13 protein-coding genes are annotated in these 12,657 nt (G+C 66.6%); 10 read left to right on the top strand and 3 right to left on the bottom strand.

The genetic code is table 11. The features are described from left to right. The first annotated feature begins 69 nt into the window (after positions 1 to 69). The 10 genes from GT347_RS07800 (at position 70) to GT347_RS07755 (ending at position 9,666) form a co-directional block, all read left to right on the top strand. A complete protein-coding gene (locus GT347_RS07800) occupies positions 70 to 1,911 on the top strand; it encodes an ABCB family ABC transporter ATP-binding protein/permease (protein ID WP_160551423.1) in 1,842 nt (613 codons plus the stop codon). A 47-nt stretch (positions 1,912 to 1,958) separates the two neighbouring features. After that, on the top strand, positions 1,959 to 2,891 hold the full coding sequence (locus tag GT347_RS07795; protein ID WP_160551422.1) for an NAD(P)-dependent oxidoreductase: 933 nt from the start codon (positions 1,959 to 1,961) through the stop codon (positions 2,889 to 2,891). A 28-nt stretch (positions 2,892 to 2,919) separates the two neighbouring features. Continuing rightward, the gene (locus GT347_RS07790; protein WP_160551421.1) at positions 2,920 to 3,915 is read left to right on the top strand and encodes a LysR substrate-binding domain-containing protein; all 996 of its coding nucleotides are present in this window, start codon (positions 2,920 to 2,922) and stop codon (positions 3,913 to 3,915) included. A 210-nt stretch (positions 3,916 to 4,125) separates the two neighbouring features. After that, positions 4,126 to 5,025, top strand: coding sequence for an amino acid ABC transporter substrate-binding protein (locus tag GT347_RS07785; protein WP_160551420.1), 900 nt, complete (start codon positions 4,126 to 4,128; stop codon positions 5,023 to 5,025). Positions 5,026 to 5,143: 118 nt separating this feature from the next. Then, positions 5,144 to 5,869: an amino acid ABC transporter permease gene (locus GT347_RS07780; RefSeq protein WP_160551419.1), complete on the top strand. Its 726-nt coding sequence runs from the start codon at positions 5,144 to 5,146 to the stop codon at positions 5,867 to 5,869. Beyond that, entirely contained in the window at positions 5,869 to 6,537 is a 669-nt protein-coding gene (locus GT347_RS07775) for an amino acid ABC transporter permease (RefSeq protein ID WP_160551418.1), read from the top strand. Before GT347_RS07780 ends, GT347_RS07775 begins: the two co-directional genes overlap by 1 nt. Positions 6,538 to 6,563: 26 nt before the next feature. Next, positions 6,564 to 7,301, top strand: a complete 738-nt coding sequence (locus GT347_RS07770; protein WP_160555260.1) for an amino acid ABC transporter ATP-binding protein — start codon at positions 6,564 to 6,566, stop codon at positions 7,299 to 7,301. 238 nt (positions 7,302 to 7,539) lie between these two features. Continuing rightward, the gene (locus GT347_RS07765; protein ID WP_160551417.1) at positions 7,540 to 7,917 is read left to right on the top strand and encodes a hypothetical protein; all 378 of its coding nucleotides are present in this window, start codon (positions 7,540 to 7,542) and stop codon (positions 7,915 to 7,917) included. A 227-nt stretch (positions 7,918 to 8,144) separates the two neighbouring features. Further along, a complete protein-coding gene (locus GT347_RS07760; RefSeq protein WP_229722787.1) occupies positions 8,145 to 9,179 on the top strand; it encodes an extracellular catalytic domain type 2 short-chain-length polyhydroxyalkanoate depolymerase in 1,035 nt (344 codons plus the stop codon). A 16-nt stretch (positions 9,180 to 9,195) separates the two neighbouring features. Continuing rightward, positions 9,196 to 9,666 (top strand): hypothetical protein, encoded by a 471-nt coding sequence (locus GT347_RS07755; RefSeq protein WP_160551415.1) that lies wholly within the window; start codon positions 9,196 to 9,198, stop codon positions 9,664 to 9,666. Positions 9,667 to 9,669: 3 nt separating this feature from the next. Here GT347_RS07755 and GT347_RS07750 read toward each other — a convergent pair whose 3' ends face one another. From GT347_RS07750 to GT347_RS07740, 3 genes are read right to left on the bottom strand one after another with little or no spacing between them, the layout of a single operon-like run. Then, positions 9,670 to 10,710, bottom strand: coding sequence for a DctP family TRAP transporter solute-binding subunit (locus tag GT347_RS07750; RefSeq protein WP_160551414.1), 1,041 nt, complete (start codon positions 10,708 to 10,710; stop codon positions 9,670 to 9,672). A 27-nt stretch (positions 10,711 to 10,737) separates the two neighbouring features. Then, on the bottom strand, positions 10,738 to 12,036 hold the full coding sequence (locus tag GT347_RS07745) for a TRAP transporter large permease (RefSeq protein ID WP_160551413.1): 1,299 nt from the start codon (positions 12,034 to 12,036) through the stop codon (positions 10,738 to 10,740). Continuing rightward, positions 12,033 to 12,569 carry a TRAP transporter small permease gene (locus tag GT347_RS07740; protein ID WP_160551412.1) on the bottom strand — a complete coding sequence of 179 codons (537 nt, stop codon included), beginning with the start codon at positions 12,567 to 12,569 and terminating at the stop codon, positions 12,033 to 12,035. Before GT347_RS07740 ends, GT347_RS07745 begins: the two co-directional genes overlap by 4 nt. Between the last annotated feature and the right edge of the window lie 88 nt (positions 12,570 to 12,657).

The raw sequence follows: 12,657 nt of genomic DNA, 5'->3' as shown, positions 1-12,657 counted from the left end.
CAATCTCCTGCTGCAGACGCAAACAATGAATAAAAGAAAGCGGAACGGACAGCATTGTCCGGCCACACGATGAGAAGTTATGGCGAGGCGGCTGCGCGGCCGCTGCAAACCCCCGCGCCGGCGACGGCACGCAAGCAATCCGATCTCGCCGCGCTGGCCCGCCTGCTGCCCTATCTGTGGCGCTACAAGTGGCGGGTGAGCGCGGCGCTCATCTTCATGGTGGCGGCCAAGGTGGCCAACGTCGGCGTGCCGGTGCTGCTCAAGACCCTGGTGGACCGCATGACGCCGCACACCAGCGGCGGCCAGCTCGCCGTGCAGGCGGCGGTGGTGGTGCCGGTGGCGCTGCTGCTGGGCTATGCGCTGCTGCGGCTGTCGACCTCGCTCTTCACCGAGCTGCGGGAACTGGTCTTCGCCAAGGCCACCGAGGGCGCCTCGCGCAGCATCTCGCTGGAGGTGTTTGGGCACCTGCACCGCATGTCGCTGCGTTTCCACCTGGAGCGCCAGACCGGCGGCATGACCCGCGACATCGAACGCGGCACCCGGGGTGTGCAGTCGCTGGTCTCGTATTCGCTCTACAGCATCATTCCCACCTTCATCGAAGTCGCGCTGGTGCTGACCTTGATGGCGGTGAAGTTCGACGTCTGGTTCGCCGTCATCACCGCGGCGGCGCTGGCCGTCTACATCGTCTTCACCGTCAGCTTCACCGAGTACCGCACCAAGTTCCGGCGCCAGATGAACGAGCTGGACTCGCACGCCCACAGCCGGGCGGTCGACTCGCTGCTCAATTACGAGACGGTGAAGTACTTCAACAACGAAGCCTTCGAAGCCGCGCGCTACGACGAAAGCCTGGAGCGCTACCGGCGCGCCGCCGTCAAGAGCCAGACCACGCTGTCGCTGCTCAACGGCGGCCAGCAGTTCATCATCGCCGTCGCGCTGGTCGGCATGCTGTGGCGCGCCACCGAGGGCGTGGCCGCCGGGCGCATGACGCTGGGCGACCTGGTCATGGTCAACGCCTTCATGATCCAGCTCTACATTCCCCTGGGTTTCCTGGGCGTGATCTACCGCGAGATCAAGCAGAGCCTGACCGATCTCGACCGCATGTTCGGCCTGCTGGAGCAGTCCCGCGAAGTGCAGGACCAGCCGGGTGCCACGGCGCTGCGGGTGCCGGCCGAAGGCGCCGGCGTGGTGTTCGACGCGGTGGATTTCGCCTACCACCCCTCGCGGCCTATCCTCCAGGGCGTCAGCTTCGAGATTCCGCCCGGCCGCACCGTGGCCGTGGTCGGGCCCTCGGGCTCCGGCAAGTCCACGTTGGCGCGGTTGCTCTACCGCTTCTACGACGTCGATGCCGGCCATATCCGGATCGCCGGGCAGGAGCTGCGCGAGGTGACGCAGGACAGCGTGCGCCAGGCGATCGGCATCGTGCCCCAGGACACCGTGCTCTTCAACGACAGCATCGGCTACAACATCGCTTACGGCCGGCCGGGGGCCAGCCAGGCCGAGGTGGAGGAGGCCGCCCGTGCCGCGCGTATCCACGGCTTCATCGCCGCGCTGCCGCAGGGCTACGACACGCCGGTCGGCGAACGCGGCCTGAAGCTTTCCGGCGGCGAGAAGCAGCGGGTGGCCATCGCCCGCACGTTGCTGAAGAACCCGCCGATCCTGATCTTCGACGAAGCCACCTCGGCGCTCGATTCGGCCAACGAACGTGCCATCCAGGCCGAACTGCACAGCGCCGCGGCGGGCAAGACCGCGCTGGTCATCGCCCACCGCCTGTCCACCATCGCCGACGCCCACCAGATCCTGGTGATGGAGGCCGGCCGCATCGTCGAGCGCGGCCACCACACTGAACTGCTGGCCCTGAACGGTGTCTATGCCCGCATGTGGGCCCTGCAGCAAAGCCACGAAGGCGCCTGAGCGCCGCCACCCGATCCACCTTTTTCATCGACTCGCCCGTCCGCACCATGAAACCAGCCGTCCTGATGCTCAATGTCCTCAACGATGCCCACCGGGCGAAGATCGAAGAGCACTACACCGTGATCTATGCGCCCACCCCGGCCGAACGCGCCGAGGCGATCGCCACGCGTGCGCAGGAGATCCAGGCCGTGATGACCATCGGCACCGTGGGCCTGACCGCCGCCGAGATCGATGCCCTGCCGAAGCTGAGCCTGGTCTGCACCCTGGGCGTGGGCTACGAGCGGGTCGACACCGAACATGCCCGCGCCCGCGGCATCGCCCTGGCCAACGGCGCCGGCACCAATGCCGACGTGGTCGCCGACCAGGCCTTCGCCCTGCTGCTGGCCACGGTGCGCCAGGTGCCGGCCAACGACCGCTCGGCCCGCCAGGGCGTGGACCGCGACCATCTGCCCATGCTGCCGCAGCTGGCCTACAAACGCATGGGCATCCTGGGCCTGGGTGCCATCGGCAACAAGATCGCCCAGCGTGCCCGCGGCTTCGACATGGAAGTCGGCTACCACAGCCGCACGCAGCGCAGCGATTGCCCGCACCGCTACTTCGCCTCTCTGGCCGAGCTGGCCGCCTGGTGCGACGTGCTGGTCGTCGCCGCCCCGGGCGGCAAGGAGACCCACCATGCCGTCGATGCAGGCGTCCTGCGCGCCATCGGCCGCGCGGGCTACCTCGTCAACATCTCGCGCGGCAGCGTGGTCGACACCGAAGCGCTGGCGGCGGCGCTGGCGGCCGGCGACATCGCCGGCGCCGGCCTGGACGTCTACGAAAGCGAGCCGCTGCCGCCGCAGCCGCTGATCGGCTTCTCGCAGCTGGTGCTGAGCCCGCACATCGGCGGACGCTCGCCCGAGGCGGTGAACAACACGGTGGAGCGTTTCCTGGCCAACGCCGGCGGCCATTTCAGCGGAAAGGGTGTGGTGTCGGCGATCTGATCGCCGGCTCGACACCCATAATTTCGCGATGGAAACCAAATGGCTAGAGGACTTCGTCAGCCTGGCGGAGACCCGCAGCTTCAGCCGCTCGGCGCAGCTGCGCCACGTCACCCAGCCGGCGTTCTCGCGCCGCATCCAGGCCCTGGAAGCCTGGGCGGGCACCGACCTGGTCGACCGCAGCTCCTATCCCACCCGGCTGACGCCGGCCGGCGAGACCCTCTACGCCCAGTCGCTCGAAGTGTTGCAGGCGCTGCAGGCCACCCGCGCCATGCTGCGCGGCCACACGGCGGCCGGCAAGGACGTGATCGAGTTCGCGGTGCCGCACACCCTGGCCTTCACCTTCTTCCCGGCCTGGCTGAGCTCGCTGCGCGGCGGCTTCGGCACCATCAAGAGCCGGCTGATCGCGCTCAATGTGCATGATGCGGTGCTGCGCCTGATCGAAGGCAGCTGCGACCTGCTGATCGCCTACCACCACCCCGACCAGCCCTTCCAGCTCGATCCGGACCGCTACGAGATGGTCAGCCTGGGCGAGGAAGCCGTCGCGCCCTTCGTGCGCCCCGACGCCAGCGGCCAGCCCATGTACAGCCTGCCTGGCCGTGCCGCGCAGCCGCTGCCCTACCTGGCCTATGCGCCGGGCGCCTACCTGGGCCGTGTCGTCGAGGACCTGGTCAAGCGGGCCAGCACGCCGATCCACCTCGACCGGGTCTACGAAACCGACATGGCCGAGGGCCTGAAGGCCATGGCGCTGGAAGGCCATGGGGTGGCTTTCCTGCCGCACAGCGCCGTGCAGCGCGAGCTGCGCGCCCGGCGGCTGGTGAGCGCCGCGCCGGCCGACCGCGGCGACCTGACGGTCAAGCTCGAGATCCGGGCCTATCGCGAACGTCCGCCGGCACCACGAGAGCCCGGAACACGCACCCGAACGGGGAGCCGGATCGGCAAGGCGCCGAGCAAACGCGCTGCCGATGGCCTGTGGAGCTACCTGCTCTCGCAGGCCGCCCCAATCGATCATGAAAAGAACGCATAAAGTGCAATCCAAAATGCATTGGCTTGCCAGACGTGACTGGGCCTACATTCCGCGCGCCGTTGCAATGCAAGTCACGGAGTTTCCGGTTACATCGGCAGGCACGAAGACTGCTTTCATCCCCGTTAGGATGCGTGTTCGCCCCAATGCACCAGTTACGGGCGTAGCGCTTAATCTGTTTTCAAGTTCCCGCTTTCATTTCTAGGAGTACGCATGAAGAAGCAACTGTTGACGCTCGCCATCCTGGCAGCCGCCACCGGCGCCATGGCCCAGAGCAACGACACGCTGGCCAAGATCAAGTCCTCGGGCTCCATCACCCAGGGCGTGCGTGAATCCTCCGGTGCCCTGGCCTACACGCTGGGCAATGGTGTCTATACCGGCTTCCACTACGAGGTCTGCGCCAACATCATCAAGGACCTGCGCCGCCAGCTCGGCCTGAGCTCGCTGGAGATCAAGTACCAGCCCGTCACCTCGGCCAACCGCATCCCGCTCGTGAAGAACGGCACGGTCGACCTGGAGTGCGGCTCCACCACCAACGACCGTTCGCGTCAGAAGGAAGTGGCCTTCGCCAACACCCTGTACGTTGAGGAAGTGCGTATCGCGGTCAAGGCCAACTCGCCGATCAAGTCGATCGCCGACCTGGGCGGCAAGACCGTCGCCACCACCACCGGCACCACCTCGGTCCAGCTGATCCGCCAGAACAAGCGCGCCAGCGGCCTGGAGTTCAAGGAAGTCACCGGCAAGGACCACGCAGACAGCTTCCTGCTGCTCGAGTCCGGCCGTGCCGACGCCTTCGTGATGGACGGCCAGATCCTGGCCGGCAACATCAGCAAGTCCAAGGCTCCGAAGGACTTCAAGATCCTGCCGGACGTCCTGTCGGTCGAGCCGATCGCCATCATGATCCGCAAGGACGACCCGGCCTTCAAGAAGGCTGTGGACGACAGCATCGCCGCACAGGTCAAGAGCGGCGAGATCGCCAAGCTCTACGACAAGTGGTTCATGCAGCCGATCCCGCCGACCAACACGCCGGTCGGCCTGCCGGCTTCCGCCGCCACCAAGGCAGCCTGGGCCAGCCTGAACGACAAGCCCAAGGAAGACTACCCGCAGCAGTAAGCGGTTCACCGCCGAAGCCTGCAAGCGCCCGCCTCAGACAAGCGGGCGTTTTTTTGTTTTGAGCCTGGCACGTACAGTGCAAGGCCTGCATACCTGAATACAACACAAGGAGCGCTCGATGGGATCGAGTTGGGACTGGGAGGTCTTTCTGCGAGACCCGGGCGGGGCGGACCCCACCTATTGGCAATGGATGCTGTCGTGCTGGGGCTGGACGGTTTCCGTCTCGCTGCTGGCACTGGTGCTGGCCCTGGTGGTCGGCACCCTGGTCGGCATCCTGCGGACCTTGCCCGACAAGCCCTGGGCCGTGCGCCTGGGCACGTTCTGGGTCGAGGGCTTTCGCAACATTCCGCTGCTGGTGCAGATCTTCATCTGGTACCACGTCATCCCGGCGCTGGTGCCGGCGATGAAGTCGCTCTCCAGCTTCGTGCTGGTGGTGCTGGCGCTGGGCTTCTTCACCTCGGCGCGTATCGCCGAGCAGGTGCGTTCGGGCATCCAGACCCTGCCGCGCGGCCAGCGCTACGCAGGCATGGCGATGGGCTTCACCACCTTCCAGTACTACCGCTACGTGCTGCTGCCGATGGCCTTCCGCATCATCATTCCGCCGCTCACCAGCGAGGCGATGAACATCTTCAAGAACTCCTCGGTGGCCTTCGCCGTGTCGGTGACCGAGCTGACCTGGTTCGCCATCCAGGTGGGTGAGGAAACCTCGCGTCCGATCGAGATCTACATGGGCGTGACCGCGCTCTACGTGATCTCGGCCTTCGCCATCAACCGCATCATGGCCTTCATCGAAAAACGTACCCGCATCCCGGGCCTGGTCGCTGCCAGCGGAGGCGGACACTGATGTTGCACCTCGACTTTTCCTTCTACAAATGGGACGTCATCAGCAACTTCATCCTGAAAGGGATCGGGTTCAGCATCACGCTCACCTTTGTCTCCACCGTCGGTGGCGTGATCTTCGGGACGCTGCTGGCGCTGATGCGCCTGTCGGGCAACAAGCTGCTGATCGCACCGGCCACCTTCTATGTCAACGGCATGCGCAGCGTTCCGCTGGTGATGGTGATCCTGTGGTTCTTCCTGCTGGTGCCCTTCCTGATCGGCCGGCCGATCGGCGCGGAGGTGTCGGCCTACGTCACCTTCATCGCCTTCGAGGCCGCCTACTTCAGCGAGATCATGCGGGCGGGCATCCAGTCCATCTCGCGCGGCCAGGTCAATGCCGGCATGGCTGTGGGCATGACCTACGGCCAGAACATGCGCCTGGTGGTGCTGCCGCAGGCCTTCCGCAACATGCTGCCGGTGCTGCTGACGCAGACCATCGTGCTGTTCCAGGACACCTCGCTGGTCTATGCCATCGGCGCCTACGACATGCTCAAGGGCTTCGAGACCGCGGGCAAGAACTACGGCCGGCCGATCGAGGCCTATCTGCTGGCCGCCGTCGTCTATTTCGTGATCTGCTTCGCGCTGGCCTACTCGGTCAAACGCCTGCACAAGAAGATCGCCATCATCCGCTGACCGGGAGAAAGAACATGTCCGAGAAAATGATCGAAATCAAGAACGTCTCCAAGTGGTACGGCCCGGTGCAGGTGCTCAACGACTGCTCGGTGAACATCAACAAGGGCGATGTGGTGGTGGTGTGCGGGCCTTCGGGCTCGGGCAAGTCCACGCTGATCAAGACGGTCAACGCGCTGGAGCCGATCCAGAAGGGCGAGATCACCGTCAACGGCACCAAGGTGAGCGACCCCAAGACCAACCTGCCCAAGCTGCGCAGCAAGGTCGGCATGGTGTTCCAGCACTTCGAACTGTTCCCGCACCTGTCGGTGACCGAAAACCTGACCATCGCCCAGGTCAAGGTGCTGGGCCGCAGCCTCGATGAAGCCAAGACCCGCGGCCTGAAGATGCTCGACCGGGTGGGCCTGATGGCGCACAAGGACAAGTTCCCCGGCCAGCTCTCCGGCGGTCAGCAGCAGCGCGTGGCGATCGCCCGCGCGCTGTCGATGGACCCGAACGTGATGCTGTTCGACGAACCCACCTCCGCGCTCGACCCCGAGATGGTCGGCGAAGTGCTCGACGTGATGGTCGGCCTGGCCAAGGAAGGCATGACCATGATGGTCGTGACCCACGAGATGGGCTTCGCCCGCAAGGTGGCCAACCGGGTGATCTTCATCGACGTGGGCGGCCGCATCCTGGAGGACTGCACCAAGGAGGACTTCTTCGGCAACATCGAAGCCCGCCAGCCGCGCACCAAGGACTTCCTCAACAAGATCCTCAGCCACTGAGTAGCCCCCGGCTTGCCGCGGCAGGCTGGCGACCGAGCCCCGCGGCAGATGCCGGCGGGGCTTTTTTGATGAAGCGGCCGATTGGCGCGACGAACGGTCGGATCGTGCACCTGGAATTCGTGACACTGCCTCACCGCGGATGTGCGCGAGACAGGGCCGGAACATGAACTGGGCGAACCGAAGAAAAGGAAGCGAAGAGCCATCGACGGGCGGCGGAGGGCCACCCTATGATGCCGGGATGGACGAACGTATCACCGTGCTGGAAGCGGCTGCGCAGGACACGCGCGGCAGGCTCGAGGACCTGCGTGATCGATCGGACGACATGCGCGGACGCCTGGATGACATGAGCAGCCGGCTGGTCCGTGTCGAAACCAAGCTCGACACGGTCGCCACAAAATCCGAATTGAACGAATTGAAGGCCGACATGCACGACATGAAGGCTGAACTCATCAAGTGGATGGTCGGCAGCGTCTTGGCACTCGGCGCCACCGCCATCACCGTCATGACCTTCGTGCTGAACAACGCCGTACCGAAGCTGCCGCCGATGCAGGCAGCGCCGGTCGTCATCCAGCTTCCTCCGCCGCCCTCATCGTTGTTGGCGCCTGGCGGCAAATAGCGGCTTCGGGCTCGGCAAACGAACATTTCCCTGGGCCACATCGGCCTAAGCGCCAGAACCGGAGTGGGCGCAAACAAAACCATACTGCGGGCGCGTTGTGCGCCGGGCGGATCCGTTGCGGTGCAGGGCGTTCCACCAACACACGAGGAGGGTATTGCATGCAGTTCCTGCGAACCGGGCGACGTCGTGCCCATGGCGTTTTGTTTCTCGCCTGCCTGTGGAGCGGGATGGCTTTCGCAGCTTCCGATCCGCTGCCCGGCCTGGGGACGGATCCTGCGAAGAACACGGTGTCAGGCCTGTCTTCGGGCGCCTTCATGGCCACCCAGTTCGGCGTGGCCTACGCCAAGGAGATCCAGGGGGTGGGCATCGTCGCCGGCGGGCCGTTCTTTTGCAGCGGCATCGGCGGTTTCGGTGCCGAGCGGTTCATCCAGAACGCCACCACCAATTGCCTGAATCCGGTGGGTCCGGCACCGTCCGGCAAGGCCGCGTGGAAAGAGGCCCGATCGCTGGCGGAGAAACACGAGATCGACAGCACCGACCACATCGCCCGCCAGCGCATCTACATCTTCACCGGCGGCCACGACACCGTCGTCAGCCCGCGTGTGGTGGAGCAGACCCAGCTGTTCTACGAGGCCGCCGGCGTGCCCGCCCGGCAGATCCGTTTCGTGAGTTTTCCCGGCGCCGGCCATGCACTGGTGACGGCCAACGGCAGCGACCTGGCCTGCGCCGCCAACACCTCGCCCAACCTCAACAACTGCGGCTTCGTGCAGGCCCACGACATCCTGCGCTGGCTCTACGGCGACAAGCTTAAGGAGCCGGCCGAACGCCTGGGCGGCAGCTGGGTCAGCTTCGACCAGACCGAGTTCATCCGCGAGGCCTTCAGGCAGATCCAGGAAAAGGACCCGAAGCGCTACATCGGCCTGGCGGAGACCGGCCATGCCTACATCCCCGCCGCGTGCCGGGAGAAGAACAGCGCCTGCCGCACCCATGTGGTGTTTCACGGCTGCTTCCAGCAGGAGCAGCTGCTGGGCGACCGCTTCTACCGCACCGGCGGCTACAACGAACTCGCCGACACCAACGGCATCGTGGTGCTCTACCCGCAGACCGTGAGCAGCGCCCGCAATCCCCAGGGCTGCTGGGACTTCTGGGGCTACAGCAGCAAGAATCCCGCGGCGCCGGATTTCTATACCCGGCGCGGCCCGCAGATGCTGGCGATAGACGCCATGCTGCGCCGGCTCAACAGCGCTCCCCGATCCCACTAGCCAGGAGGTCCGTGCCATGAAGAAGAAAGCTCTCGAAATCGCCGCCGATCCCGTGCCGTCCGCGGTGGGGGCGTGGAAGTCCGGCATGCTGGATGCCATGGAAGGCGCCCAGCAGCTCGCGCAATCCAGCCAGACGCAACAACAGCAATGGCTGCAGGACGCCGCGCAGGCCGCGCAGCTGCCGTCGCTGCTGCGCTACTGCGAACAGCTCGGCGAGACCGAGCAGCGCCTGCGCACCGGCATCTCGGCCTGGCTGCACCAGCTGCCCGCGCTGGCACTGGAGAACCAGCTGAACCTGGGCCGCACGCTGCTGGAGGCGCGCGGCACCAGCGATGCCCTGCTGGCCTTCAACTTGCAGGGCCAGGCACTGCAGACGCAGTGGCAGGCGCATCTGGAGAAGCTGCAGGCCCTGGCGAACGGCGCCGGGCCCGGCTTCCTGGCCTGCTGGCGCCAGTACCTGCAAGACACACCGGAAGCCAGCGTCTGACGCCTACTTCTGGCGCGCAGCGATCGCCTTCTCGGCCTTGGCGACCAGGTCCGGGCCCACCGTGGCCTTCCACTTGTCGTAGACCGGCTTGGTGGCCTTGGTGAAGGCCTCGTGCTGGGCGGGCGTGAGCTGCGTCACCGTCACGCCCAGGCCGGTCAGCTCCTTGACCAGGGGCTTGTCGGCCTCGACCAGGCCCTTGCGGGCGATGCCGATCTCTTCCTTGCCCGCGTCCACCGCCGCCTGCTTCACGATGGCCTGGTCGGCCGGCGTCCAGCTGGCCCACACATCCTTGTTGACCACGAAGATCAGCGGATCGGCCACGTAGCCCCACAGCGTCAGGTACTTCTGGCCCACGGTGTGCAGCTTGGCGGCCATGTAGACGGCCATCGGGTTCTCCTGCCCGTCGACCGCGCCGCTAGCCAGGGCCGGCTGGGCATCGGCCCAGCTCATCTGGGTGGGGTTGGCGCCCAGGGCGGTCATGGTCTCCAGGAACAGCGGCGAGCCGACCACGCGGATCTTCAGGCCCTTCAGGTCTTCCGGCGACTGGATGGCCCGCTTGCCGTTGCTGATCTCGCGGAAACCGTTCTCGCCCCAGGCCAGCGGCAGCGCGCCGGCCTTGTCCACCGCCGCGAAGATCTCCTTGCCGACCTCGCCCTGGGTCAGCGCATCGACCGCCGCGAAATCGGGCATCAGGAAGGGCAGGGCGAACAGGTTGAGCTGCTTGACCTGCGGCGACCAGTTGATGGTCGAGCCCACGGCCAGGTCGATCACGCCCTGGCGCAGCGCGGTGAACTCGCGGGTCTGGTCGCCCTGGACCAGCGAGGTGCCCGGATACAGCTTGATGTTGATGCGGCCCTGGGTGCGCTCCTTGACCAGGTTGGCCCAGATCTCGCCGCCCTTGCCCCAGGGGTAGGCCGGGCCGAGCACCAGGGACATCTTGTATTCGGCCTTGTAGTTGGCCGGCACCTGGGCGGCGGCGTCGAGCGCCGGACCCATCACGGATGCGGCCAGGGCCAGGGCAAGAATGGAACGGCGGAAGGTCATGCTTTTGTCTCCTCTTTTGAAATCGAATCAGTAGCCCAGCCTGGCGGGCAGCCACAGCGCCAGCTGCGGGAAGGCGATCACCGCCACCATCACCAGGAACATCGCGAACAGCATCCAGCCCACCCAGCGCACGGTCTCCTCCATGCGCACGCCGGCGATGCGGCAGGACACCATCAGGTTGACCGCCAGCGGCGGCGTGAACTGGCCCAGCGCCACCTTCAGGGTGAGGATCACGCCGAACCACACCGGGTCCCAGTGGTAGTACTGCACGATGGGCCAGAGCAGGGGCACGAAGATCAGGAAGATGGACACGCCGTCGAGGAACATGCCCACCGTGATCAGCATCAGGATCAGCAGCGCCAGCACGCCGTATTCGCCCAGGCCCGAGTGCACGATGGCGTTGGTGATCGGATCGATCACCCCCAGCGTGGAAAGCGAATAGGCAAAGATCCCGGCCAGCGACACCACCAGCAGGATCACGGCCGACAGCTCGCCCGACTCGCGCAGGATCACGAACAGGTCGCGCACCCGGATCGTGCGGTGGATCACCATGCCCACGAACAGCCCGTAGAACACCGCCACCACGGCCGCCTCGGTGGGCGTAAACCAGCCCGCGCGCATGCCGCCCAGGATCACCACCGGCGCCGCCAGGCCCCAGACGGCCTCTCGCGCGCTCTTCCAGAAGGCCGGGCGCGGCAGCGAGGATTCCAGCGCGCCCATGCCGTGGCGCCGGGCCATCCACACGGCCGGCACGATCAGCGCCACGCCGGCCAGCAGGCCGGGGATCATGCCGGCGGCGAACAGCGCCGGCACCGAGGCGCCGGGCACCAGCACCGAATAGACGATGAAGGCCACCGAGGGCGGGATCAGGATGTCGGTGGCCGCCGCCGCGCCCACCACGCTGGCCGAGAAGGCGCGCGGATAGCCGGCGCGCGACATGGCCGCGATCATCACGCCGCCGACGGCCGCCGCATTGGCCGGCCCCGAGCCCGAGATGCCGCCCAGGAACATGGCGACCAGGATCGCCACCATCGGCAGCATGCCCGGGCCGCGCCCGACGATGGCGATGGCGAAGTTCACCAGCCGCAGGGCCACGCCCGAGCGGTCGAAGATCGAGCCCACCAGCACGAACATCGGAATCGCCAGCAGCGGGTACTTGCCCAGGCCCGCATAGAAGTTCTGCGGCACGGCCAGCAGGCCGAACCACTGCGTGCCCAGGTTGGCCACGGCGATGGCGGCGGCCCCGGCCAGGCCCAGCGCCGCGCCGATCGGCACGCCGGCCAGCATCATCAGGATGAAGGCGGTGAAGAGCAGGGTGGCGATCATGCGGACTCGTCCCCGCGCTGTCCGCGCCGCACGAACAGGCCGAGGGCGCGCAGCGTGATGCCCAACGCAATCAGCGGCAGCCAGATCGAATACCACCACTGCGGCACGCCGATGCCGGGCGAGGTCTCGCCGAAGCGGTAGTCGTCCCACACCATCCGCACGCTGGTCACGGTGACGATGAAGAAGAGCAGGGCCACCATCAGCGCCCCGAAACGCGCGAGCCCGCGCCGGCGTGCCATCGAGCCGGCCTCGGCGAAGTACTCGATGCGGATGTGCCGGTCGCGCGCCACCGCGGCCGAGCCGCCGACCAGGGCCAGCACGATCATCAGGAACACCGAGAACTCTTCGGTCCACGCGAACGAGGTGCTGGTGAAGTAGCGCACCAGCACGTTGGCGAAGGTGATCAGCGCCAGCAGCGCCATGACGATGACGGTGGCCCAGTCCTCGATGGCCAGGGGCACGCGGGTGATCTCGTCGGGGAGGGCGGGGATGGTGTCGTCGGGCGCGGCGCCGGACTCGGAAGGCAGGGACATGAACGGAAGAAGGCAGGACAGCGCGTACGAGGGCCAGCGATGCTATGGCCCGCCCGCCGTGCGCGCATCGGGGCTAACCTGGGGCTGC

It is taken from the genome of Xylophilus rhododendri, from assembly GCF_009906855.1.
Taxonomy (GTDB): domain Bacteria; phylum Pseudomonadota; class Gammaproteobacteria; order Burkholderiales; family Burkholderiaceae_C; genus Xylophilus; species Xylophilus rhododendri.
Note: the sequence above shows the minus strand (reverse complement) of the source record. Positions and strands in the feature narration are given on the sequence as shown.

What these genes read in the sequence shown, in the direction of transcription:
- GT347_RS07790 (WP_160551421.1), top strand. Translation starts at nt 2,920, where the DNA reads ATGGAAACCAAATGGCTAGAGGACTTCGTCAGCCTGGCGGAGACCCGC.
- GT347_RS07775 (WP_160551418.1), top strand. Translation starts at nt 5,869, where the DNA reads ATGTTGCACCTCGACTTTTCCTTCTACAAATGGGACGTCATCAGCAAC.
- GT347_RS07740 (WP_160551412.1), bottom strand. Translation starts at nt 12,569, where the DNA reads ATGTCCCTGCCTTCCGAGTCCGGCGCCGCGCCCGACGACACCATCCCC.
- GT347_RS07795 (WP_160551422.1), top strand. Translation starts at nt 1,959, where the DNA reads ATGAAACCAGCCGTCCTGATGCTCAATGTCCTCAACGATGCCCACCGG.
- GT347_RS07760 (WP_229722787.1), top strand. Translation starts at nt 8,145, where the DNA reads ATGGCTTTCGCAGCTTCCGATCCGCTGCCCGGCCTGGGGACGGATCCT.
- GT347_RS07750 (WP_160551414.1), bottom strand. Translation starts at nt 10,710, where the DNA reads ATGACCTTCCGCCGTTCCATTCTTGCCCTGGCCCTGGCCGCATCCGTG.
- GT347_RS07780 (WP_160551419.1), top strand. Translation starts at nt 5,144, where the DNA reads ATGGGATCGAGTTGGGACTGGGAGGTCTTTCTGCGAGACCCGGGCGGG.
- GT347_RS07755 (WP_160551415.1), top strand. Translation starts at nt 9,196, where the DNA reads ATGAAGAAGAAAGCTCTCGAAATCGCCGCCGATCCCGTGCCGTCCGCG.
- GT347_RS07745 (WP_160551413.1), bottom strand. Translation starts at nt 12,036, where the DNA reads ATGATCGCCACCCTGCTCTTCACCGCCTTCATCCTGATGATGCTGGCC.
- GT347_RS07770 (WP_160555260.1), top strand. Translation starts at nt 6,564, where the DNA reads ATGATCGAAATCAAGAACGTCTCCAAGTGGTACGGCCCGGTGCAGGTG.
- GT347_RS07800 (WP_160551423.1), top strand. Translation starts at nt 70, where the DNA reads ATGAGAAGTTATGGCGAGGCGGCTGCGCGGCCGCTGCAAACCCCCGCG.
- GT347_RS07765 (WP_160551417.1), top strand. Translation starts at nt 7,540, where the DNA reads ATGGACGAACGTATCACCGTGCTGGAAGCGGCTGCGCAGGACACGCGC.
- GT347_RS07785 (WP_160551420.1), top strand. Translation starts at nt 4,126, where the DNA reads ATGAAGAAGCAACTGTTGACGCTCGCCATCCTGGCAGCCGCCACCGGC.